Genomic DNA, 22,098 nt, shown 5'->3' on the forward strand with positions numbered 1-22,098 from the left:
GCACTCAACTGATATCGAACAGTTTTTCGAAATTGGAAATGGCCAGGATCTTGCGCACGTCGGAACTGGCATGTACCACGCGCACGTCCGAGTCGTCACCACCGGCATGGTCACGCAGCAACAGCAGCATGCCCAGCGCGGAGCTGTCCAGGTAGGTGGCGTCCTTCAGGTCGACAACCACCGAATCGGGCTTTTTCGCGTGGCGCTCATAGGCATCACGAAATTCCTGATGCTTGCCGAAATCGAAGCGCCCCTTGACCTTGATCGTGAGTTTTTTCCCGTCCTGCGAAAAATCAGTCTCGACTGCCATGCTAGCGATTCCTTCGATGATGGCGAATGCAACTCTTCAAGGTTTAGCAGCCCGCGGCTGGACTATCAAGGCAAGCCGGCAAAGGCCGCTTCGCGGCGGTTCGACGCCCCGACAAGCCCACACCCACAGCGACCGCACTGCTCCCGGGCCTTGCGCTGTTCCCGTGGGAGCGGGTTTACCCGCGAAGAGGCCGGCACAGGTTACAGATGACCTTGCCTGGGCAAGCGCTGCGACAGTTCGTCCAGCAAACGCTGCTCGCGCTTGTCTTCCGCCCGTCGCGCCTCCTCCAGATAGCGCTGCACCAGCTTGCGCAGCCCCTCCACCCGGGCATAGGCCTGCTGCCAGGTGCCGCGGGCATTCTTCAGGTTGTTCTCATGCCAGGCCAGGCTCTGCCGTTGCTGGGTCATGGCCGTTTCCAGCTGGGCCAGGAAGCGCTGGTAGTTGAGCAGCCAGCTGCCATTCACGCCCTGCCCGCCACGGTTGATCCACTGGGCCTGATAACCTTCGCGGAACGACTCCAGCTCAGCCAGCTTGGCCTGGGCCTGAACCATCTGCTGCTGAAAGTGCCCCACGCGCTGGGCGGCCTTGCGCTCAGCCTCTTCGGCCATGTTGACCACAGGGGCCAGGCGGGCAGCGCGACCGGGCAGGCTCACGGCCTATCAACCCTTCGCCGGCGGCGTGAAGATCGCCCCCAGCTCGTCGCGGCTCTGACCCATGCCGACATTTTCGTCCAGCCCCTGGCGCAGGAAGTCCACCAACTGCGGCTGCAAGGCAATTGCCAGGTCGGTTTCCGGGTCGCCACCGGCCACGTATGCGCCGACGCTGATCAGGTCACGACTCTGCGACAGCCGCGACCACAGTTGCTTGAATTTCTGTGCCTGGCGCAAGTGGTCGGCACCTACCACCTGCGGCATGACCCGGCTGATCGAGGCTTCGATATCGATGGCCGGATAATGGCCCTCTTCGGCCAGGCGACGGGACAGCACGAAGTGGCCGTCGAGCACACCCCGCGCCGAGTCGGCGATCGGGTCCTGCTGGTCGTCACCCTCGGACAGCACGGTGTAGAAGGCGGTAATCGAGCCACCACCGGGCTCGCCGTTACCGGCGCGCTCCACCAGCTTGGGCAACTTGGCGAACACCGACGGCGGGTAGCCGCGGGTGGCAGGTGGCTCGCCGATGGCCAAGGCGATTTCGCGCTGGGCCTGGGCGAAACGGGTCAGCGAGTCCATCAGCAGCAGGACGTTCTTGCCCTTGTCGCGGAAGTACTCGGCAATACGCGTGCAATACATGGCCGCACGCAAACGCATCAACGGCGCGTCGTCAGCAGGCGATGCCACGACCACCGAGCGCTTGAGCCCCTCTTCGCCGAGGATGTGCTCGATGAATTCCTTGACCTCGCGGCCCCGCTCGCCGATCAGGCCGACCACGATGATGTCCGCTTCGGTGAAACGGGTCATCATGCCCAGCAACACCGATTTACCGACGCCGGTACCGGCGAACAGGCCCAGGCGCTGGCCACGGCCGACGGTCAGCAGGCCGTTGATGCTGCGGATGCCCACGTCCAGCGGCTTGCTGATCGGGTCACGGTTGAGCGGGTTGATGATCGGCCCGTCCATCGGCACCCAATCCTCGGCACGCATGCCGCCCTTGCCATCGAGGGCGCGCCCGGCGCCGTCAAGCACTCGGCCCAGCATGCTCATGCCCATGGGCAGGCGACCACTGTCGTCCAGGGGCACCACGCGCGCGCCCGGCGCGATGCCGGCAATGCTGCCCACGGGCATCAGGAACACTTTGTTGCCGGCAAAGCCCATCACCTCGGCCTCGACCTGCACCGGGTGGTAGCTGTCGTCGTTGATGACCAGGCAACGCCCGCCTACCGCGGCGCGCAGGCCTTCGGCTTCAAGGGTGAGGCCGACCATGCGCAGCAGGCGGCCTTCGACCACCGGTTGCACCGGCAGCCCGATTGCCTCGGCATAGCCGCCCAGGCGCTTGCCGAAGCTGGTGCGGTCAAGGCGCATCGCTGGCGTCCAGTTCGACCGACATGTCCGCCGCCGCCGGGTGCAAGGCCTGGTCGTGCAGCTGGTCGAACAACTGCGCCACGGCTTTCTCGATACGGGTTTCCATGGTCGCGTCGATGCGGCTGTGCAGGGTCTCGATCCGGCAGCCACCAGGCAGCAGGGCCTCATCTTCGAGCAGCTTCCAGCTTTCTTCATGGCGCTCGCGCAGGGCCTTGGCCAGCTCGAAATCCTGCGGGTTGAGGTGGATGCGGATATTGTCGGCACCCATCGGCAACAGCTTCAACGCTTCGCGCAACACCTGGGTGATCTGGCTGGAGTCGCTGCGCAGTTCGCGGCCGATGACCTGGCGCGCCATGTGCGCAACCAGGTGCACCACGCTGCGTTCGATCTGCGTGTCCTGCTCGGCGATCGGGTCGAGCAGGTGCCCCATCAGCTGCTCCAGGCTGGCCAGCTTGGCGGCGAGCGCTTCCTCGGCCTCCTGGCGCACTTTCAGCTGGGTGCTGTGGAATCCCTCACGCTCACCGGTGGCGAAGCCTTCGTTGTAGGCCTCCTGGCGGATCGCTTCGAGCTCTTCGAGGGTCAGTGGCTGGACTTCTTCCAGCGGCACTTCCTCGACTTCTTCCTCGACCACTTCCGGCGCAGGCTCAGGTTCCGGCTCAGGCTCCGGGTCGAAGCTGGGCAGCGCCCACACGTCGACGCCCTCGAGGTCGCGGGCACGGATCAGGTCGCTGGGGTGGGATTCTTTGGTGGGCATGTTTTCAACTACTCATCTGCAAGCGACACGATCCTTGTAGGAGCGGCCTTGCCGGGACGCCCCCACAGGGAGGTTCGTGTCGCCTGATGGATCAGATCATTTCCTCGGCACCCTTGCCGCCGAGCACGATCTCGCCGGCCTCGGCCATGCGACGGGCGATGGTGAGGATTTCCTTCTGCGCCGTCTCCACGTCGCTGACACGCACCGGCCCCTTGGCTTCGAGGTCGTCGCGCAGCAGTTCCGAGGCACGCTTGGACATGTTCTTGAAAATCTTGTCCTTGACCCGCTCGTCGGCGCCCTTGAGCGACACCACCAGCACGTCGGACGACACTTCGCGCAGCAGTGCCTGGATACCACGGTCGTCGACATCGGCCAGGTTGTTGAAGACGAACATCAGGTCTTCGATCTGTTCCGACAGGTCGTTGTCGATCTCGCGGATCGAGTCCATCAGCGCACCTTCCACGGAGCTGTCGAGGAAGTTCATGATATCGGCGGCACGCTTGATACCACCCAGGGTGGTGCGCGCGGCATTGGAGTTGCCCGAGAACTGTTTCTCGAGGATCTGGTTCAGCTCCTTCAACGCTGCCGGTTGCACGGTGTTCAGCGAGGAAACGCGCAGGATGATGTCCAGGCGCACCTTGTGGTCGAAGTTGCTCAGCACTTCACCAGCCTGGTCAGGGTCGAGGTAGGCGACCACGATGGCCTGGATCTGCGGGTGCTCGTAGCGGATCACATCGGCCACGGCGCGCGGTTCCATCCACTTGAGGCTGTCCAGGCCGCTGGTGTTGCCACCGAGCAGGATACGGTCGATCAGGCCATTGGCCTTGTCCTCGCCGAGGGCCTGGTTGAGCATCTTGCGGATGTAGCCGTCGGAGCCCACGCCCAGGCTGGTCTGGTCGCCGACGATCTCGACGAACTCGCTCATCACCTGCTCGACCTGCTCACGGTGCACATTGCCCATCTGCGCCATGGCCACACCGACCCGCTGCACTTCTTTCGGGCCCATGTGTCGCAGGACTTGCGCAGCATCGGTCTCACCGAGCGACAGCAGCAGGATCGCAGCCTTGTCGACGCGGCTCAGCTTGGCGGTAATGGCTCGATTGTCACTCATCGGCGTTGATCCACTCTTTCACGACCTGGGCCACGCGGCCCGGGTCTTCGGCCACCAGGCCTTTGATTGCGTTGAGCTGTGCTTCGTAACCCTCGCTCGGGCTCGGCAACAGAATGCTTGACGGGCCACCGAGGCTGATACGGTCGTTGGCCAGTTCGCCATCCAGACCGATCATCCCGCCCAGTTCCATGTCGCTGTCCGCAGCAGCCTGCTTGCCGCCACCGGTGATGTTGTTGAGCACCGGGCGCAGCACGCCGAACACCAGCACCAGGATGAACAGTACGCCCAGCACCTGCTTGACGATGTCCCAGAACCACGGCTGCTGGTAGAACGCGATATCGGCGATTTCTTCGCCACGGTCGGCGGCGAACGGCACGTTGATCACCGTCACGCTGTCACCGCGGCTGGCATCGAAGCCCACCGCGTCCTGCACCAGGCGGGTGAAGCGCGCCAGGTCTTCAGCACCCCATGGGGCACGGGTGCTCTCGCCATTGGCGCCAACCTTGACCTGGTCGTCGACCACCACCGCAACCGACAGGCGGGTCAGGCGGCCCTGCTGCTGACGGGTGTGGCTGATCGAGCGGTCCAGCTCGAAGTTCTTGGTGGTCTGCTCACGTTTGTCCGACGGGTACGGGGCGAGCATCGGCTGGCCGGTGGCCGGGTCCATGATCTGCTGGCCGTTGGCATCCACCAACGGCTGGCCAGGCTGGATGGCAGCGGCCGGCGCGGCAGCGCCACCGGTGGTTTGCGGTGCCGACGCCGGGCCTGGCGGCTGGTTGCTCAGCGCGCCAGGCACGCCCTGCGGGCCCTGGCTGCTGGCGCGCTGCTCGTTGACCGCCTGCTCGCTGCGCAGCGCCGGCTGGTCCGGGTTGAACTGCTCGGACGTCGATTCGACCGCACTGAAGTCCAGGTCGGCGGAAACCTCGGCCTTGTAGCGGTCATTGCCCAGCACTGGCTGCAGGATGTTGTGCACACGCTGGGTGAGCATGCCTTCCATGCGGCGGCTGTAGTCGAACTGCTTGCCGGCCATGGTCAGCGCGGTGTCCTGCAACTGCTCGGAGAGCAGGTTGCCGCGCTGGTCGACCACGGTGACCTGCGACTTGTCCAGCTCCGGCACACTGGTGGCGACCAGGTTGACGATGGCCATTACCTGGCCCGCTTCCAGCGAACGGCCAGGGTACAGCTCGACCAGCACCGAAGCGCTTGGCTTGCGCTCGTCACGCACGAAAACCGAACTTTTTGGAATCGCCAGGTGCACGCGGGCGGCCTTGACGTTGTTCAGGCTGGAAACGGTACGCGCCAACTCACCTTCCAGGCTGCGGCGATAGCGGGTGGCTTCCATGAACTGGCTGGTGCCCAGCCCTTGCTCTTTGTCGAGCAGCTCGAAGCCGACATTGCCATCGCTTGGCGCCACGCCGGCCGCCGCCAGTTTCAGGCGCGCACGGGAGAGGTCGTCGGCCTTGACCAGCAGAGCACCGGAATTGGGCTCGACATGATAGGGAATGTCTGCGGAGGCCAGGGTATCCATGACCTGCTTGGTGTCCATGCCGGCCAGGCTGCCGTACAGCGGCCGGTAATCCGGCTGCTGCGACCACAGCACCACGGCGAAGCCGATCGCCACGCTGGCCGCCAACCCGACCAGCAGGCCGACCTGACGCAGCATGGGCATCTGCGAGATGTTTTCCAGAAACGCCAGGTTCAACAGCGGCGGCTTGGAACCTGGCGCGCTGCTCTTGGCAGGGGCGTTATCGACGACTGCATCAGCCATGACTTACTTCCGTCCTCAAACCGGCATCTGCATGATGTCTTGGTACGCCTGGACCAGCTTGTTGCGTACCTGGGTCAACGCCTGCATGGACACGCTGGCTTTCTGCGAGGCGATCATCACGTCGGTCAGGTCGACGCCGCTCTTGCCGATCTCGAAGGCATTGGACAGCTGGGTCGACGCCTGCTGGGTCTCGTTGACCTTGCCGATGGCCTGGCCGAGCATGTCGGCAAAGGTGCTTTGGCCAGGCGCCAGCTCGGGGGCGACGGTGGCTTTGGGCAACGACATGGCATCGGCCTGCATGGCACGCATGTCCAGCATCAGACGATTGAATTCAACACCTTGGCTCATGACCTTCTCTCTCCGGCGGCCGCATTTTTTTGACACTCATGCGGCGGATAGCCCTGAACTAGCAACACGTGTGCCAGCCCGGCGCAAACATACAAATGAATGCTTCAGCCGAACAGGCTGGCTTCCACGTCGAGCCCGGCATCACGCATTTGCGCCAGCTTGTAGCGCAGGGTACGTGGGCTGATGCCCAGCTTTTCGGCAGCTTCCTTGCGCCGCCCGCGCTCGGTGCGCAGGGTATCGATGATCATCTGGAATTCATGACGACGCATATCGTCGCCCAGGCCTCCGGAGTCGCCCACCGCTTCCGCGGATAATGGCGATACAGTGGCCACCACCCCGACTGACAATGGAATGGCGCCTGCCAGACAAAAATCCGCCGCCTCGATCACCCCGCCCTGCTGCAGGATCAGCGCCCGCTGCAAGGCGTTGTCCAGCTCACGCACGTTGCCCGGCCAGGCATGCGCCTGCAGGCAGGCGCATGCCTGGGCAGACAGCCGCACCGGCGCGTGCTTCATCTTCGCCACGTGGCGCGCCAGCAGGCGCTCGGCCAGCGGCAGGATATCGCCAGCGCGCTCGCGCAGTGGCTGCCAGGCCAGCGGGAATACCGAAAGCCGGTAGTACAGGTCTTCGCGAAAGCGCCCCGCCGCCACTTCGCCCGCCATGTCGCGGTTGCTGGTGGCCAGCACACGGATATCCAGGGCGATCGGCTTGCGCCCACCGACCCGCTCCACCTCGCGCTCCTGCAGCACGCGCAGCAGCTTGGCCTGCAGCCCCAGGGGCATCTCGGAAATTTCGTCGAGCAGCAAGGTGCCACCCTCGGCCTGCTCGAACTTGCCGGCCTGGGCGGCGATGGCGCCGGTGAAGGCCCCCTTCTCGTGGCCGAACAGCGTGGCCTCGAGCATGTTGTCCGGGATCGCCGCGCAGTTGATCGCAACGAACGGCTGCGCCGCCCGCGGCGACTGTTGGTGGATATAGCGCGCCAGCACTTCCTTGCCGGTACCCGACTCACCGGAAATGAGCACGGTCGAATCGCTGCGAGCCACGCGCGCCGCCAGTTCCAACAGCTGTCGACTGGCGGCCTCACAGGCTACCGGCCCTTCATTGTCAGTGGCCGTCAGGCGCCCGGCGGCGTGGCGCTCGACCAGGCTCAACAAGGCTTTGGGCTCGAACGGCTTGACCAGGTAATCCGCAGCCCCTTGGCGCATGGCCTCCACCGCACGCTCGACAGCCGCGTGAGCGGTCATCAGCAACACCGGCAGCTGGGGATGATGACGGCGCAGCTGCGCCAGCAACTCATGACCATCCATGCCCGGCATGTTCACGTCACTGACCACCAGGCTGTAAGCCTCGCCTGCCACTGCCTGTAGCGCCTCTTCGGCACTGCCGACGGCATCGAAGGCGAAGCCACCGATCTCCAGGGTATCGCCCAGCGCCTGGCGCAATACGCGGTCATCCTCGACCAGCAGCACCTTGATTGCCATCACACGACCTCCGCTGCCTGCCCATCGATCAGCGGCAGCTCAACTTTTACACAGGTGCCACGCCCGACCTTCGAGCGCAACTGCAACTTGCCCTGGTGCGCACGCACCACGGCCTTGACCACCGCCAGCCCGAGCCCGGTGCCGGTGGCCTTGGTAGTCAGGAACGGCTCGCCCAGGCGTCCCAGCAACTCGGCATCGATGCCACTGCCGGCATCGCTGATGTTCAGGTGCAAGGTGCGCTCACGACGGAACAGGTGCACCTTGAGGCGCGCCGGGCTGTCGCTGGCCTGCAAGGCGTTCTCGATCAGGTTGAGCAAGGCACCGACCAGGGTGTCGCGATTGCACAGCAACTCGCCCAGGTGGCTGTCGCACTGCCAGCGCACGGCGTGCCCTTGCACGTGGGGCTGGGCCGCTTGCTGCAAGGCCTGGAACAGGGCTTTGGGGGTCAGGCGATCACCCAGCGGCAGCTCGCCACGGGCAAATACCAGCATGTCGCGCACCTGGTGCTCCAGCTCGTGCAGGCGCTCTTTCAGGCTGCCGGCGAAGCGCTGGCGGGTTTCTGGCGCGAGCTCGCGCTCACCATCAGCCAGGTGACTGGCATAGAGCATGGCGGCCGACAGTGGCGTACGGATCTGGTGTGCCAGCGAGGCGACCATGCGCCCCAGCGAAGACAGGCGCTCATGCCGGGCCAACTGGTCTTGAAGACGGCGGGTTTCAGTCAGGTCGTTGAGCAATACCAACTGGCCTGGCTCGGCATCCAGCGAACGCGTGGCGATCGACAACCGCCGACCATCGCGCAGCGAGACCTCATGGCCGTCATCCTTGCGCGGGGCGAAGCTGCGCGCGATCACCTGGCGCCACAGCTGGCCGACCACAGGCTCGCCGAGCAACTCGCAGGCGGCCGGGTTGGCCTCACGCACCAGGCCCTGGTCGTCGATCACGATGACCCCACCCGGCAGCAGATCGAGCAGGTTCTGCAGGCGGTTGGCCAGGCGCTCTTTTTCGTTCAGCTCGGCCATGCGCTGCGCACCGACCACTGCCAGCTCGCCCTTGAGCTCACTGACCCGGGCTTCGAGCATGCTGTAGGACTGGTTGAGCTGGGTGGAAACCTGATTGAACAGGGCAAACGCCTGCTCCAGCCCCTGTCGACTCTCCTGTTTGACCGGGGTACGCCCCTGCGGATCAGGGACTCGGGAAAAGTGGGCGGCCTGGGGCATCGTGCTCTCTCGCGTGGCTGACCGTCATAAAAACGGTGTGGTGCCAGCGGAGTAGCAATAGCCGTGCCGGGGTTGGGGATTTAGCGGAGGGTGAACAGTTTGAGGTTTGTGGTGTGGCGTAGATCGAGCGCCGCGCGGGCGGCGCTCGATCTACGCCCCAACATCTACCTCAAGACATGCGCCCAAAAACGCAATCAGTCTTCCGCCTGATCCTCGCCGCCCTGGCGGCTCATGCCGTACTTGCGCATCTTCTCGACCAGGGTGGTGCGGCGAATACGCAAACGTTCAGCCGCACGCGCAACAATCCCGTTGGCATCGTCCAGCGCTTGCTGGATCAGGCCCTGCTCCAGGCTACCGAGGTAGTCCTTCAGGTCCAGGCCCTCTGGCGGCAACATCGCATGGTTGCTGAAGTTCGGCGTATGGCCGTTGATCGCCACGCGCTCTTCGAGGTCGCTGCGCAGGCTGTCAACCAGTTGCTCGTCCTCGTCATCGATGTAGCGGAACTTCTTCGGCAGCTCCGACACCCCGATCACCCCGTACGGGTGCATGATCGCCATGCGCTCGACCAGGTTGGCCAGCTCGCGGACGTTGCCCGGCCAGCCGTGGCGGCAAAGCGACATGATCGCGGCCGAGTTGAAGCGGATCGAACCGCGCTTCTCGTGCTCCATGCGCGAGATCAGCTCGTTCATCAGCAGCGGGATGTCTTCCACGCGCTCACGCAACGGCGCCATCTCGATCGGGAACACATTGAGGCGGTAGTACAGGTCTTCGCGGAACGTCCCATCCTCGATCATGGTTTCGAGGTTCTTGTGGGTCGCGGCGATGATGCGCACGTCGATGCTCTGGGTCTTGTTGCTGCCCACGCGCTCGAAGGTACGCTCTTGCAGCACACGCAGCAACTTGACCTGCATCGGCAACGGCATGTCGCCGATTTCGTCGAGGAACAGGGTACCGCCGTTGGCCAGTTCGAAACGCCCGGCACGGCTGGTGATGGCACCGGTAAAGGCGCCCTTCTCGTGGCCGAACAGCTCGCTCTCGAGCAACTCGGCCGGGATCGCCCCGCAGTTGACCGGCACGAACGGCGCTTCGCGGCGCTTGGAATGGTAGTGCAGGTTGCGCGCCACCACTTCCTTGCCGGTGCCGGACTCACCGAGGATCAGCACGCTGGCGTCGGTGTCGGCCACCTGCTGCATCATCTGCCGCACGTGCTGGATGGCACGACTGGTGCCGACCAGGCTGCGGAACAGGTTGGGCTCGCGCTGACGACCGCGCTCACGGGCCTGGTCGTACATCTCGCGATAGACCTGGGCACGGTGCAGCGAATCGAGCAGCTGGCTGTAGCTCGGCGGCATCTCGAGATTGGACAGCACCCGACGGCGCAGTTCTTCCGGGAAGTCCGCAGAAGAAATTTCACCAATCAGCAGAACCGGAAGGAACTCATCCCACCCAGCCACTGTCTTAAGCAGCCCAAGCACACTGCCCGGGGCATTGACGGTACCGATCAGCACGCAGAGCACTTCGCGACTCGAAGACAGGCTCCCTGCTACCTGCTGCCAATCCTGGCTGGAGCACGGGAGGTTTTCTTCGCCGAGAAAGTTCAGGACCACCGCCAGATCGCGGCGGCGGGCGCTGTCGTCATCGATCAGGAGAATCTTGGTTTCACGCCACATGCAATAGCAACTTCCCTAGTCATATCGGCGCCCTTGTCAGGGCATGCTCGACATCTCCGACTGAATGGTCAGTGTTCGGACGTCTGAAATTCGAAAACAGCCACTAGTAAAGTCAAAAAAACCCGTACAGTCAAATTAATGGCGCACGGCTTTTTGTACATCTGTGGTCAAGTGAACAGATGGTATACCTTGGCGGCGTTTTTCGCCTGGCGGATTTGCGTCATCTCGTCGACTATTGATTGACGCTCGCCACTTGCAACGTCAATCAACTGCCCGTAGACCACAAGCAATTCCTCAAGACTTGTACGCACCGCGGCCTCATTGCTCAGTGCTTCAGCCAGCACATCCTCGACACAGACGCGACACGCAAGGTCAAGCTCACCGACCGCCTGCCAGTCACGGCTGGCCAGTGCAGCCAGCAACTCGTCACGGGTCTGTTCGATACGCTCGATCACCTTGCTCATATACCCTCCTACTGCGCGCCGATCGCGTCCCAGCCTTCCTTGACAGTGATCAGCAGGTCCCTGACCTCGTCAAGGATCGCCGGATCGTTCTGCATGTTGGCCTCGCTCAAGCGGCGGGTCATGTACAGGTACAGGTTGTCGAGACGATTGAGCTCTTCGGTCATGTTGTCGCGATCCAGGCCTTCACGCAGCCCGCCGATGATGCCGATGGCCTTGCCGATGGCGATCCCCTTGGCGGCGATGTCCTTGCGCTGCATCGCACCACTGGCCTGGGCAATGCGGTCCAGGCCGCCTTCCATCAGCATCTGCACCAGACGATACGGACTCGCCTCGGAGGTCTGCGCCTGGGCGCCAATCTTCTGGTACTGCCGAAGGGCTAACATTGGATTCATGGGGTACCTCGTCACCACGGGGTTGCTGTATGACCGGGCTATCGGCGCGGCGTCAAAAAACTTTAGAGAGAATACAAAAAGCCCGACAGAGCGTCACGCGCTGTCGGGCTTTTGGCACTGGTACGCGGCGCCATGGCTGCGCCGGCGTTACGCATCACGCCCCGTCAGGATTTTTTCTGCTGGGCGGTCATGGCATCGAAGATCGACAGCACGCTGTCTCGCTGCGAGTTCAACTGGCCCACCAAGGTGTCCATGTTGTTGTACTTCTTGGTCAGCGAGGCTTCCAGGTCCTTGATGCGGGCATCCAGGGAGCTCTGCTCGATCTCCAGGCTCTTTTTGGTCGATTCGAGCGACTTGTTGCGCTCATCCAGCACACCGCCGGTCGCAGAGAACGGCTCCATGGCCTTGTTCATGCGATCGAGCAGGCCGCCATCACCATTGAACAGGTTCTGGACTTCGCCGCCGAGCTTCTGATCGTTGATCGCCTTGGTGAACTTGGTGCTGTCAAATTCCAGCAGGCCAGTCCCCTGGGCAGTGTTGATACCCAACTGCGAGAGCACGCTGAGCTGCCCCGAGCCATTGTCGCCCGGCACCACCAGCTCGTTGCGCAGCGCCGTCAGCATGCTGCGCACTGCCGGGTCGCCCGACAGCGCCGGGGTCTTCCAGGTGCCATCTGTGGCCTTGGTCGAAACACTGACCGTGTTGATCGCGCCCACCAGGGCGTTGTAGGCATCGACGAAAGACTGCACCGACTTCTTCAGGCCGTCGGTGTTGGCGGTCACGCTGATTGACACCGGCGACAGCGCTTCGGTCTTGGACAGCAACTCGAAGGTCATGCCGCTGATGGCATTGTCGACCTTGTTCGACTTGCTGGTGAGCTTCATGCCGTCGATTTCGAACTCGGCATCCTTGGCCAGGTCACCGATGCGACCGGCACCACCGGCATCGGTCATCTGCGCCGACGGGTCGATGGTCATGACGCCGGATACGGAAATATCCGAAAGCTCACCCATGGTCTCGGAGCTCAGCACCAGGCGCGAGCCGGTACCGTCGTTGACGATGTTGGCCGTGTAGCCCTTGGACGTGGCCTGGGCATTGATCGCGTCGCGGGTCTGCTGCAGCGTGGCATTGGCCGGGATGGTAACGTCGAAGCTGACGTTATTCTGGGTGAGCGTCAGGGTGCCGCCACTGGCGGACACCACCGAACTGCTGTCGGTGTAACGCTGACTGGCCACGCGCGACGCGGTTGCCAGCTGCGAAACCTGCACCGAATAGTTGCCGTTGACTGCCGAACTGCCGGCAGTGGCCTTCACATATTTGTCGTTGGACGTGGCCGCCACAGAGCCAATGAACGCCGGGTTGGCGCTGTCATTGAGCTTGTCCATCGCCGTCTTGTAGGCGGCCAGTGCGCTCTTGAGGCTACCCACCGCCGAAATCGAAGCGGTGTTTGCCGACGTGCGGCGATCGAGCTGCCCCTGCTTGGGGGTTTTCTCGGCATCAACCAGGGCCTTCACAATGGCCGTAGTATCGAGACCGGAACCCAGCCCCAAACTCGGTAGAATTGGACTTGCCATTACATCCTCCTTTTCTGGTTGACGCCGAAAAACCGGGGTGCCTCTTCGGCACCCGTGCAACCGTTCAAATGACCTGCGGGCCGTCAGGCTTTCTCATCGAAAAGCAGACTGTTGACGTCATGCAGGCTGCGGGCCAGTTCGAGGGCGGTCTCCGACGGAATCTGACGGATTACCTCGCCGCTGTCACGGGCAACGACCTTGACGACCCACGTACCGGTGGAATCATCCACCGAAAACTCCAGGTTGCGCTGCAACGACTGGACGAAATCCTGTATTTCCTTCACGGCCGAATGCAATTCGACCTCGCTCTTGGGAGCGTCTTGCTGCGATGCCTTGCGCACTTGCCCGGAGGCTTTGTCGGCCGCGTCATCCTTCTGGATGCTGGCGACTACCGAAGACATCTGATACGACGGGCTTGACTTGACGCTAATGTCCATCGCACTTCACCTCTGAAAGTAAAAAGCGAGAGAGTGCGCATGCACCCCCTCGCCGAACTTCATCGCGCTATTACTGAAGCAGTTTCAGTACGGCGGATGGCAGCTGGTTGGCCTGGGCCAGAACTGCGGTCGAAGCTTGCTGCAGGGTCTGCTGCTTGGTCAGCTGAGCGGTTTCTGCGGCGAAGTCGGTGTCCTGAACACGGCCCATGGCGGCAGCCGAGTTCTCGTTCATGCTCTGCAGGTTGTTGATGGTCGACTGGAAGCGGTTCTGGATAGCACCCAGGTCCGACTTCTTGTTGTCAACGGTTTGCAGGGCGGCGTCGATGGCGGTCAGAGCGCCGTCAACAGCGGTGTGAACTGCGGAGTCCGAAGTACCCGAGATTGCCAGGGTGCCGGTGCCGACAGCCAGGGTCGAAGCGGCGAAGGACGAAGTCATGCTAACGCTCAGGATCTGGCTGGTGCCAGTCATCGCGCCAACCTGGAACTCCATGGTGCCAGCGGTGCCGTTCAGCAGCTGCTTGCTGGTGCCGTAGGTGGTCGACGAAGCGATACGGGTGATCTCGTCGGACTTGGCCGCGAACTCTTTGTTCAGAGCAGCGCGTTCAGTAGTGCCGTTGGAGTCGTTACGTGCTTGCAGAGCCAGCTCACGCATACGCTGCAGGATGTTGGTGATTTCCGACAGCGCGCCTTCAGCGGTCTGGGTGATCGAGTTACCGTCGTTGGCGTTTTTGATCGCAACGGTGGTACCGGTGACCATGGTCTGCAGCTTGTTGGCGATCTGCTGGCCAGCGGCGTCGTCCTTGGCGCTGTTGATGCGCAGGCCGGAAGACAGGCGGGTCATCGAGGTGCTCAGCGAGTCGGAAGCTTTGTTCAGGTTCTTCTGCACGCCCAGCGAAGTGGTGTTGGTGTTTACGGTTAATGCCATGACGAATTCCTCGTTGGATGGATACTGCGGCTTCCGGCCCTGGCATCCGCCGGGTGTGGCCTAGAGAACCTTCGTAATGGTTATCGTCGGGTTTGCACGTTGCTTTAGGGGTTTTCCAAAAAAAAATGCCATCACGGCGCCACCCCTTGTAAATCGGGCCTTGCAGCCCTGCCTTGCGGCGCGACGGCCGCAGGCAATATGTGATATGGATCACATTTCAGCGCGAAGGGCCTCGCTCGATCAGGTGCAGCAACTCGTATTCGAGGTAGTCGGCCAGCGCCAGCCAGTCCTGGCGCTGCTGCGCATCGAGCATGGCCTGCAGGACTACCGCCCCCGCCTGGGGCTCGACCAGCGGCAACACTCCGTCGAACAGCTCGACCATGCGCAGCGCCCCTTCCACATCCCGCCCCAGACGGAACAGCGCCGCGCATTCGCGGGCCGCAGTACAGTGCCTGGCAGCATTCATGGGCAGAACTCCGGGTCGTAGGTGGTGCCGGCGATAAACGCGCCAGCCCGGCTGGTGTTATGGAAGCGCACCTCGGGATGCTGCGCGATGAAGCGCTCCAGCTCGATCAGGTAGCCACGGAAATTCAGCTGGGTACGCACACGCTGGCCATTGCCATCCAGCACCCAGTGGCGCGCAGCGGAAACTGCCGGGCCAAGCACGCCATCGTCCCAGCCGGTGTGGGTGCGGTCGCCCGGGAAGGCGAAATCGGCACCGAACAGGGTGATGCTGCTCGCCCCCATTTTCACCGCCAGGTCCGTCGCCGGGTGAATCACGCTGCCGCCCACGAACAATTCCGCACGCGGTATCGCTTCACGCACCGCGGCGTACAGGGGGCTGGCGGAATAGGCGCTGTAGCGCGGCCCGCGCCAGTTACCGACCAGCTCGACATCCAGCATCGGCATGTACACCAGGGCAGTTGCCGCCGAAGCGTCTGGCGGCAAGTGGTGGATGCGGATCTTGTGGTCGACGCTGACCACGATGTCCGGCTGGATTCCGGCGCGCAGCAGAGGCAGGTAGGCAGTATCGACGCAGATGAACAACGGCCGCACGGCCTGCGCACGAACCCTTGCCAGGGCCGGCAGATGCCCGGCCAGGCTCGGCCCCGTGGCGATCACGTAGCAGTCACGCCCCGCCTGGGTAGCGAACAGTGCAGCCACATCAGGATCCTGACGCAGCAGCGGCAAGCTGTCTTCAAGCAGTTGCTGCAGGCGCGGGTCGGCCACATCGAAGGCGCGGTTGTTGTCGGCCAGGTGCGCTTCACTGATCAGCCGGTCGCGGATCTTCGCATTGAAGTCATCGGCCAGCACCAGCTCCGAGGGCAAGGCGAAGAACGGCAGGGCAATTTCACCGCTGTCGCCGGCACAGGCCAGCTCGACCCGGGGGTCGGCCAGCCAGTCGGACTGATCGAGCAGTTGCAGCACCAGCTGGAACAAGGCGCCATTGAGTAGGTACACCCGCAGCCGGGCAAGCCCTGGCCGCTCCAGCAGCACGCGCTGCAGATCGCCCAGGCCAGCGCCATAGAGATGAAGGGTGGGACTGTCGGCTGGCAGGCTTTGCGCCTGCAAACGCGCCTCGGCGAGCCGGTCGTGGCGGCTGGTGAGCTGGATGCCGGATACGCTCAGGGTCGACCCCAGGCCCTCCACCAGCTCGGCCTCCAGAGCCTCGCCTGCCACGCCCTGCAGGCGCTCCAGCAGCGCCGGCCAGCGGCGCTGCAGCACTTCGGTGTTACGCTGGAAAACCTCGCTCATGGGTTGAGCTTCCCTTGCCTGCGAAACACCGAAGGTTAACCTAAAGGCGGCGGTTATTCAGCCTTGTAGAGAATCGCCGAACCCCACGACAGGCCAACCCCGAAGCCGCTGATGGCCACACGCTTCCAGCTGCCGTCGAACATATGCTTCTGCAGCAGCAGCGGAACACTGGAAGATACCGTGTTGCCGGTCTCCAGCATGTCTTTGACGAACTTGTCGGCCTGGGATTTTTCCGGGTCTTCCTCGAAGCGCCGCGCCACGGCATCGACGATCGCCGCGCTGCCCTGGTGGATGCAGAAGGCGTCGATGTCCTTGTTCTCCAGGCCCGACTCGGCCAGCAGCTCATGCAGGTGCGCCGGCACCTTGATCAGGGCAAAGTTGAACACCTGACGACCGTTCATGTAGAACTCGCCATCGGTCACCTTCAGGTGCGGTGCACCCGAGCCGTCGGTACCGAACTTCGACTTGCCCAGCTGCCAGGTGGCATCCTCACCCATCCAGGTGGCGGTGGCGGCGTCGCCGAACAGCATGGTGGTGTTGCGGTCTTCCGGGTTGACGATCTTGGAATACGGGTCAGCCGTCACCAGCAGGCCATTCTTCAGGCCTGCGGCCTCCATGAAGCCCTTGAGCGCATAGATGCCATAGACGTAGCCAGAGCAACCCAGGGAGATGTCGAAGGCCGCAACGTGGGTCGGCAGGCCGAGCTTGTGCTGGACGATGGCAGCGGTGTGCGGCAAGCCTTCCTCGTCGCCATTCTGGGTAACGACGATCAGCGCATCGATCGACTCACGCTTGAGTTGCGGGTTGGCAGCGAACAGGTTGTTGACCGCCTCCACGCACAGATCGGACGTTTCCTGCTCATCGTCTTTGCGTGGCAGGAAGCTCGCGCCGATCTTGCCGAACATGAACTCTTCGTCCTTGCCGAATTTCGCGCCTTGCACATAGTTGTCCAGGCCGGAAGCGGGCACATAGCTCGCGATGCTTTTAATGCCGATCATCATGGCTTCCCAAAAAATAACAGCTCAATACCGCCGCCCGGATGACTCGAGCAGCGCCAGAATAACGGGCTCTGCTGCCGGGTGGACCGGGCAGCAGGCGGGGCAGGCAAGCGACGATTGGCGCGCCTGCCCCATTAACGGTTACAGAGGGAGATGCCCGCTCTGACCGATAGGTCACGAATATTTCCAGACAATCGCATATTTTGCCTGGGTGCGTCACCTCGACTTTGCGCTGGCGCGCTCGCGCATTCAGGCAAACAAGCCCCGGCCGGGGCGTGCTTCAGTCGAGCAGCGACCAGTCCAGTGCCGTGCCACGCTTGAGCGGTTGCCGCGCCTTGCGCCCAAGCACTGCGTCGAGATGCCCCGGCGCCAGCCCCAGGCCCGGGCGAATGGCGCGCACATTACTGCGGTCGAAAGCCTCGCCTGCGGCCATGTCGCGCACCACATACAGCGAGCGCCGGAAGCGCCGCGAAGCCTGCTCGGCCTCGGTTGCGCCGTAAAACACCCGCCCCAGCGCCTGCCAGCCGCGCTCGGTTTCCTGCACCAGTGCGGCCATTTCCCCGGGCTCCAGGGAGAACGCCGCATCCACGCCCCCCTCGCTGCGATCCAGCGTGAAATGTTTTTCCACTACCGTGGCCCCCAAGGCCACCGCCGCCACAGCTACGCCAACACCCAGCGAGTGATCCGACAGCCCGACCTGGCAACCGAACAGCTCGCGCATGTGCGGGATGGTCGACACGTTGCTGTTGTGCGGGCTCGCCGGGTAGGTGCTGGTGCACTTGAGCAGCACCAGGTCGCGACACCCCGCCTCCCGCGCCACCTGAACGGTACGCTCGAGTTCCGCCAGGCTGGCCATGCCGGTGGAGATGATCAGCGGCTTGCCGGTGGCCGCCACCTTGCGGATCAGCGGCAGGTCGGTGTTCTCGAAGCTGGCGATCTTGTAGGCCGGCACATCCAGGCTTTCGAGGAAGTCCACCGAGGTTTCGTCGAACGGCGTGGAAAACGCCAGCATGCCCAGCTCGCGGGCACGCTCGAAGAGCGGTTGGTGCCATTCCCACGGGGTATGGGCCTGTTGGTAAAGCGCGTACAGCGACGAGCCCTGCCAGAGGCTATCCGGGTCGGCAATGAAGAACTCGCCATGGGCCAGGTCCAGGGTCATGGTGTCGGCGGTGTAGGTTTGCAGCTTCAGTGCATGGGCACCTGCAGCAGCGGCCGCTTCGACGATCTGCAGGGCGCGCGCCAGCGATTGGTTGTGATTGCCGCTCATCTCCGCGATCACCAGGGGGGGCTGGTCCGCGCCGACGAGGCGGTGGCCGATAGTGAAACTGTGCATGGGCTACTCCTGGAAAACCCGCTCGAACGAGCACGGCGACTGCACGTAGCCGGCATTCGCGAATAATTGCAATGATGCCTGATTGTCTGGCAACACCTGGGCCTCGATCGCCTGCAGGTCCGGCCATCGTTGACGCGCGCAGGCCTCGCCACGGGCGAGCAGTGCCCTGCCCCAGCCGAGGCCGAAGCGCCCCGCAAAGAGGTACAGCGACACCCGCGCACGCTGGCCTGGCAAGCGGTCGTAGCGCACGCTGCCGACCGCCCCGTCGCCGGTTTCGGCGATCAGCAGCAGCCGCTGCCGGTCGGCCAGGGTCGCGGCCAGCCAGGCTTGATGCTCGGGCCACTGCAGCGCTTGCCCCTGCTGCGATCGGCGGCGCACTTCGGGCGCGTCGCGCCCCTCGAACAACAGCCGTGCGTCTTCACTGCGGGCCGGGCGCAGCTTCAGGTGCTCGCCCAGCAGGGCTACCGCCACCCGCTGTGCACCGCGGCCATCGACCAGCGCCCGGCTGCGTTCGGCGAAGCTCTGACGCAACGCCTGGTTGCCCAGCAGCAAGGCGATCGCCTGGCGCAGCGCCGGCACATCGACCTGCCCGGCATCGCCCAGATAGAGGTGCATGCCCGCCCGGGCCATGGCCTGGGCAGCGGCCTGCTGGTTGTCCGCCACGCTCACGCACAGGCTCGGCAAGCCCAGCGCGGCGCGCTCCCAGGTGGTGCCGCCAGCTGCGCCGATGAACAAATCCGCCGCCGCCATCCGCGCCGGCAGGTCATCGACATAGTCATGCAGCTCCCAGCCTGCCCGCCCGGCGCATAACTGGCTCAACACCTCGTGCTGGGCGTTGCCGAGCCCGGCGACACAGGTCACCTGCAGCCCCTCCAGCCCGGCCAGTGCCTGCAAGGTTCGCGGCAGCATGCCTGCCACGTCGAAACCGCCAAAGCTGACCAGCACCCGCCGCGCCTGCTGTGGCGGCGTAATCGCCGGCCGCTGGAACGCCGGCCGGACCAGCGCGTAACGTGGCCCCAGCAAGCGCCGACAGGCCGCGGTCAGCCGCGGCGCGTAGCGCGCCTCGCTGGCGCCGAAATTCTGATCCAGCAGCAGGTCGGCTGCGTGATCGCGGTCGGCCAGGTCATCGATGACCGCGATACGCCTGGCGAATGCCCGGGCAGCCTGCTCCCAGCGCGCATCCAGGGCGTAATGATCGACAACCAGCCAGTCGAACCCAGCGCCTGCCGGCAACGCGTTGCGCAGCGCGGCAATGTCCGCCGCCCAGCCCTCGATGCCCGGCGCTTGCTCAGGCTGCGGCCAGGCAAAGACCTCGAAGCCTTCCTGTTCAATGGCCGCTCGGCGGTGGCCGTCTAGCAGGCAGCAGGCAAAGCTGACCTGCGCCCCCTGTGCACGCAGCGCCTGGGCCAAGGTCAGGCAACGCGCCGTGTGGCCGATACCGATGGTTGAAGACGCGTCAGCCCGCAACAGCACCTTCATGACTCCAGCTCCCCTCCTGCCTTGAGCGCTGCGTACAGGTATTGCGCGCGCAGCCAGTCGTCTTCGGTGTCGATGTCCTGCACCAGATGCCGGGGGATGATCACTGGCAAGCTGCGCTCGGAGTAGAGCACCTCGTTCTGCAACCAGGCCTCTACCCGCCCCCAGTAGAACTGGCCGGCATCCTGATAGGCCGGCGCCAGGTCTTGCGAGCGGGTCTCGCGATACTGCGGATTGAGCGGCACCAGCGCGCCCTCGGCATCCAGTGTCAGCGCCCGCTGGACCGGGAAGCCGAAACCACTCACCGAAAAGGCGAAAGCGCGTCCCGGGTGCTGGCGCAACAGTGCCAACCCCTCATGCAGGAAGCGCTGCTGCAGGAAAGGCGCAGTGGCATAGATGCAACAGGCATGGGTCAGCACCTGGCCCTGGCTGGTCAGTACCTCCAGGGCATGGCTGACCACTGCATGGGTGGTCGCATGGTCGTCGGCCAGGTGCGCGGGCCGACGAAACGGCACCAGCGCGCCATGCTCCCTGGCTACCGCCGCGATATCCGCATCATCCGTACTGACCACTACCTGGTCGAACAAGCCACTGGCGAGTGCCACGCGAATCGAGTGGGCAATGATCGGCAGCCCGGCAAAGCTCTTGAGGTTCTTGCTCGGAATGCGTTTGCTGCCGCCACGGGCCGGAATGATCGCGACGTTGATTTCCCTGCGTTCATTCATGTGAGCAGCCCGCGCAGGCTGTCGACCACATGATCCTGCTGGGCGTCGCTCAGGCCTGGGTACATCGGCAGGCTCAGTGCGCCTGCGTAGTAGGCCTCTGCCTGCGGGAAGTCCCCGGGCTTGAAACCCAGCTCGCGATAATAGGGCTGCAAGTGAATGGGGATGTAATGCAGATTGACTCCGACCCCCGCCGCCCGCATCCCGTCGAAAACCTCCCGGTGCGAGCGCTGCAGGTGATCGCCCTGCAGGCGCACCACGAACAGGTGCCAGGCGGATTCGGCCTCCGCCTGGGGTGCCTGTACGCTCACCGGCAGGCCCGCGAGCAACTGCTGGTAACGGGCCGCCAGTGCTTGACGACGAACAAGGAAATCATCCAGCCGCGCCAACTGGGAAAGCCCCAGGGCAGCCTGCAGATCGGTGATGCGGTAGTTGAAGCCCAGCTCGAGCTGCTGGTAGTACCAGGCGCCATGGCTCTCTTCAGTCATCTGGCCACTGTCCCGGGTCACCCCGTGGCCACGTAACAGGCGCAGGCGCTGGGCCAGATCGGCACGGTTGGTGAGGACCATGCCGCCTTCAGCCGAAGTGATGATTTTTACCGGGTGAAAGCTGAACACCGTCATGTCGGCGAACTCGCCGCTGCCGACTGCCACTCCCGCATAGCGCGCGCCGACCGCATGGGCAGCGTCCTCGATCAAGGTGAAGCCATACTGGCGGGCCAGCGCTTTGATCGCACGCATATCGGCGCTTTGCCCGGCGAATGCCACGGCAACCACCACCTTGGGCAAGCGCCCTTGCCGGGCAGCCTGTTCGAGTTTCAGTGCCAGCGCTGCGGCGTCGATGGCCCAGGTATGCGGGTCGATGTCGACGAAATCGACGCTGGCCCCGCAGTAACGACCACAGTTCGCCGATGCCACGAAACTGATTGGGGATGTCCACAACCAGTCCCCGCTACCCAGCCCCGCGGCCAGGCAAGCCAGGTGCAGGCCGGCGGTGGCGTTGCAGATTGCCACTGCATGGCCTGCGCCACAGCGCTGGGCAATCGCCTGCTCGAAGCGCTCGACCAACGGCCCCTGGGTCAACCAGTCGGACTGCAACACCTCGACGACCGCGCTGATGTCGGACTGATCGATGCTCTGCCGGGCATATGGAATCACGCCAGCATCCCTGTGTGCAGGATGGGTAGCTGGCCCCTGGGGCAGGAGGTGAAAATGGACTTGTCGTCGAACATGCGTCGATCCTAGGGGCGGCGCCATCGACTGACGACGGCGCCCGGTTGCAGGGTCAGGCCAGCGCGCAGCCTACAAATTTCTGACTCGCGCGCGTTGTATCCCTGCCCGAAGCA

The 22,098-nt window shown here is 63.9% G+C and carries 22 protein-coding genes; all 22 read right to left on the reverse strand.

The features are described 5' to 3' along the window. Positions 1-4 precede the first annotated feature (4 nt). Positions 5-310, reverse strand: coding sequence for an STAS domain-containing protein (locus tag BUQ73_RS18275; RefSeq protein ID WP_079229124.1), 306 nt, complete (start codon positions 308-310; stop codon positions 5-7). Positions 311-510: 200 nt separating this feature from the next. Continuing rightward, positions 511-963: a flagellar export protein FliJ gene (fliJ, locus tag BUQ73_RS18280; protein ID WP_079229125.1), complete on the reverse strand. Its 453-nt coding sequence runs from the start codon at positions 961-963 to the stop codon at positions 511-513. 6 nt (positions 964-969) lie between these two features. Then, positions 970-2,328 (reverse strand): flagellar protein export ATPase FliI, encoded by a 1,359-nt coding sequence (fliI, locus tag BUQ73_RS18285; RefSeq protein WP_079229126.1) that lies wholly within the window; start codon positions 2,326-2,328, stop codon positions 970-972. Beyond that, positions 2,318-3,082: a flagellar assembly protein FliH gene (fliH, locus tag BUQ73_RS18290; protein ID WP_027921182.1), complete on the reverse strand. Its 765-nt coding sequence runs from the start codon at positions 3,080-3,082 to the stop codon at positions 2,318-2,320. The genes fliI and fliH overlap by 11 nt, the downstream gene beginning before the upstream one ends. 91 nt (positions 3,083-3,173) lie before the next feature. Continuing rightward, positions 3,174-4,193, reverse strand: a complete 1,020-nt coding sequence (gene fliG, locus BUQ73_RS18295; RefSeq protein ID WP_027921181.1) for a flagellar motor switch protein FliG — start codon at positions 4,191-4,193, stop codon at positions 3,174-3,176. Then, positions 4,186-5,961, reverse strand: a complete 1,776-nt coding sequence (gene fliF / locus BUQ73_RS18300) for a flagellar basal-body MS-ring/collar protein FliF (protein WP_079229127.1) — start codon at positions 5,959-5,961, stop codon at positions 4,186-4,188. The genes fliG and fliF overlap by 8 nt, the downstream gene beginning before the upstream one ends. A gap of 15 nt (positions 5,962-5,976) precedes the next feature. After that, complete coding sequence (gene fliE / locus BUQ73_RS18305; RefSeq protein ID WP_079229128.1) at positions 5,977-6,309, reverse strand: flagellar hook-basal body complex protein FliE; 333 nt, start codon at positions 6,307-6,309, stop codon at positions 5,977-5,979. A 104-nt stretch (positions 6,310-6,413) separates the two neighbouring features. Then, positions 6,414-7,790, reverse strand: a complete 1,377-nt coding sequence (locus BUQ73_RS18310) for a sigma-54-dependent transcriptional regulator (protein ID WP_079229129.1) — start codon at positions 7,788-7,790, stop codon at positions 6,414-6,416. Further along, positions 7,790-9,007 (reverse strand): sensor histidine kinase, encoded by a 1,218-nt coding sequence (locus BUQ73_RS18315; protein WP_079229130.1) that lies wholly within the window; start codon positions 9,005-9,007, stop codon positions 7,790-7,792. Before BUQ73_RS18315 ends, BUQ73_RS18310 begins: the two co-directional genes overlap by 1 nt. A gap of 194 nt (positions 9,008-9,201) precedes the next feature. Beyond that, positions 9,202-10,677, reverse strand: a complete 1,476-nt coding sequence (gene fleQ / locus BUQ73_RS18320; RefSeq protein ID WP_079229131.1) for a transcriptional regulator FleQ — start codon at positions 10,675-10,677, stop codon at positions 9,202-9,204. Between the two features lie 167 nt (positions 10,678-10,844). Then, complete coding sequence (locus BUQ73_RS18325; protein ID WP_027921175.1) at positions 10,845-11,141, reverse strand: hypothetical protein; 297 nt, start codon at positions 11,139-11,141, stop codon at positions 10,845-10,847. Positions 11,142-11,149: 8 nt separating this feature from the next. Next, complete coding sequence (gene fliS, locus BUQ73_RS18330; RefSeq protein ID WP_079229132.1) at positions 11,150-11,533, reverse strand: flagellar export chaperone FliS; 384 nt, start codon at positions 11,531-11,533, stop codon at positions 11,150-11,152. Between the two features lie 164 nt (positions 11,534-11,697). Then, complete coding sequence (gene fliD, locus BUQ73_RS18335) at positions 11,698-13,107, reverse strand: flagellar filament capping protein FliD (RefSeq protein ID WP_079229133.1); 1,410 nt, start codon at positions 13,105-13,107, stop codon at positions 11,698-11,700. An 83-nt stretch (positions 13,108-13,190) separates the two neighbouring features. Next, the gene (locus BUQ73_RS18340; protein WP_079229134.1) at positions 13,191-13,544 is read right to left on the reverse strand and encodes a flagellar protein FlaG; all 354 of its coding nucleotides are present in this window, start codon (positions 13,542-13,544) and stop codon (positions 13,191-13,193) included. A gap of 70 nt (positions 13,545-13,614) precedes the next feature. Beyond that, on the reverse strand, positions 13,615-14,469 hold the full coding sequence (locus BUQ73_RS18345) for a flagellin domain-containing protein (protein WP_060485920.1): 855 nt from the start codon (positions 14,467-14,469) through the stop codon (positions 13,615-13,617). Positions 14,470-14,686: 217 nt separating this feature from the next. Beyond that, complete coding sequence (locus BUQ73_RS18350) at positions 14,687-14,935, reverse strand: hypothetical protein (RefSeq protein WP_079229135.1); 249 nt, start codon at positions 14,933-14,935, stop codon at positions 14,687-14,689. Further along, entirely contained in the window at positions 14,932-16,224 is a 1,293-nt protein-coding gene (locus tag BUQ73_RS18355; RefSeq protein WP_079229136.1) for a motility associated factor glycosyltransferase family protein, read from the reverse strand. The genes BUQ73_RS18350 and BUQ73_RS18355 overlap by 4 nt, the downstream gene beginning before the upstream one ends. Before the next feature lie 53 nt (positions 16,225-16,277). Beyond that, positions 16,278-17,222, reverse strand: coding sequence for a ketoacyl-ACP synthase III (locus tag BUQ73_RS18360; RefSeq protein ID WP_027921168.1), 945 nt, complete (start codon positions 17,220-17,222; stop codon positions 16,278-16,280). Positions 17,223-17,502: 280 nt separating this feature from the next. Continuing rightward, on the reverse strand, positions 17,503-18,555 hold the full coding sequence (gene pseI / locus BUQ73_RS18365) for a pseudaminic acid synthase (RefSeq protein WP_079229137.1): 1,053 nt from the start codon (positions 18,553-18,555) through the stop codon (positions 17,503-17,505). Positions 18,556-18,558: 3 nt separating this feature from the next. Continuing rightward, complete coding sequence (gene pseG / locus BUQ73_RS18370) at positions 18,559-20,034, reverse strand: UDP-2,4-diacetamido-2,4,6-trideoxy-beta-L-altropyranose hydrolase (protein WP_079229138.1); 1,476 nt, start codon at positions 20,032-20,034, stop codon at positions 18,559-18,561. After that, on the reverse strand, positions 20,031-20,756 hold the full coding sequence (pseF, locus tag BUQ73_RS18375; RefSeq protein WP_079229139.1) for a pseudaminic acid cytidylyltransferase: 726 nt from the start codon (positions 20,754-20,756) through the stop codon (positions 20,031-20,033). The genes pseG and pseF overlap by 4 nt, the downstream gene beginning before the upstream one ends. Continuing rightward, positions 20,753-21,910, reverse strand: coding sequence for a UDP-4-amino-4,6-dideoxy-N-acetyl-beta-L-altrosamine transaminase (gene pseC / locus BUQ73_RS18380; RefSeq protein ID WP_079229140.1), 1,158 nt, complete (start codon positions 21,908-21,910; stop codon positions 20,753-20,755). The genes pseF and pseC overlap by 4 nt, the downstream gene beginning before the upstream one ends. Positions 21,911-22,098: the final 188 nt, after the last annotated feature.

Origin of the sequence: Pseudomonas putida (assembly GCF_002025705.1) — a bacterium.
Taxonomy (GTDB): domain Bacteria; phylum Pseudomonadota; class Gammaproteobacteria; order Pseudomonadales; family Pseudomonadaceae; genus Aquipseudomonas; species Aquipseudomonas putida_J.

Coding starts and splice junctions, on each gene's coding strand:
- BUQ73_RS18275 (WP_079229124.1), bottom strand. CDS start 310: ATGGCAGTCGAGACTGATTTTTCGCAGGACGGGAAAAAACTCACGATC.
- fliI (WP_079229126.1), bottom strand. CDS start 2,328: ATGCGCCTTGACCGCACCAGCTTCGGCAAGCGCCTGGGCGGCTATGCC.
- fliH (WP_027921182.1), bottom strand. CDS start 3,082: ATGCCCACCAAAGAATCCCACCCCAGCGACCTGATCCGTGCCCGCGAC.
- fliG (WP_027921181.1), bottom strand. CDS start 4,193: ATGAGTGACAATCGAGCCATTACCGCCAAGCTGAGCCGCGTCGACAAG.
- fliF (WP_079229127.1), bottom strand. CDS start 5,961: ATGGCTGATGCAGTCGTCGATAACGCCCCTGCCAAGAGCAGCGCGCCA.
- fliE (WP_079229128.1), bottom strand. CDS start 6,309: ATGAGCCAAGGTGTTGAATTCAATCGTCTGATGCTGGACATGCGTGCC.
- BUQ73_RS18310 (WP_079229129.1), bottom strand. CDS start 7,790: ATGGCAATCAAGGTGCTGCTGGTCGAGGATGACCGCGTATTGCGCCAG.
- BUQ73_RS18315 (WP_079229130.1), bottom strand. CDS start 9,007: ATGCCCCAGGCCGCCCACTTTTCCCGAGTCCCTGATCCGCAGGGGCGT.
- fleQ (WP_079229131.1), bottom strand. CDS start 10,677: ATGTGGCGTGAAACCAAGATTCTCCTGATCGATGACGACAGCGCCCGC.
- BUQ73_RS18325 (WP_027921175.1), bottom strand. CDS start 11,141: ATGAGCAAGGTGATCGAGCGTATCGAACAGACCCGTGACGAGTTGCTG.
- fliS (WP_079229132.1), bottom strand. CDS start 11,533: ATGAATCCAATGTTAGCCCTTCGGCAGTACCAGAAGATTGGCGCCCAG.
- fliD (WP_079229133.1), bottom strand. CDS start 13,107: ATGGCAAGTCCAATTCTACCGAGTTTGGGGCTGGGTTCCGGTCTCGAT.
- BUQ73_RS18340 (WP_079229134.1), bottom strand. CDS start 13,544: ATGGACATTAGCGTCAAGTCAAGCCCGTCGTATCAGATGTCTTCGGTA.
- BUQ73_RS18345 (WP_060485920.1), bottom strand. CDS start 14,469: ATGGCATTAACCGTAAACACCAACACCACTTCGCTGGGCGTGCAGAAG.
- BUQ73_RS18350 (WP_079229135.1), bottom strand. CDS start 14,935: ATGAATGCTGCCAGGCACTGTACTGCGGCCCGCGAATGCGCGGCGCTG.
- BUQ73_RS18355 (WP_079229136.1), bottom strand. CDS start 16,224: ATGAGCGAGGTTTTCCAGCGTAACACCGAAGTGCTGCAGCGCCGCTGG.
- BUQ73_RS18360 (WP_027921168.1), bottom strand. CDS start 17,222: ATGATCGGCATTAAAAGCATCGCGAGCTATGTGCCCGCTTCCGGCCTG.
- pseI (WP_079229137.1), bottom strand. CDS start 18,555: ATGCACAGTTTCACTATCGGCCACCGCCTCGTCGGCGCGGACCAGCCC.
- pseG (WP_079229138.1), bottom strand. CDS start 20,034: ATGAAGGTGCTGTTGCGGGCTGACGCGTCTTCAACCATCGGTATCGGC.
- pseF (WP_079229139.1), bottom strand. CDS start 20,756: ATGAATGAACGCAGGGAAATCAACGTCGCGATCATTCCGGCCCGTGGC.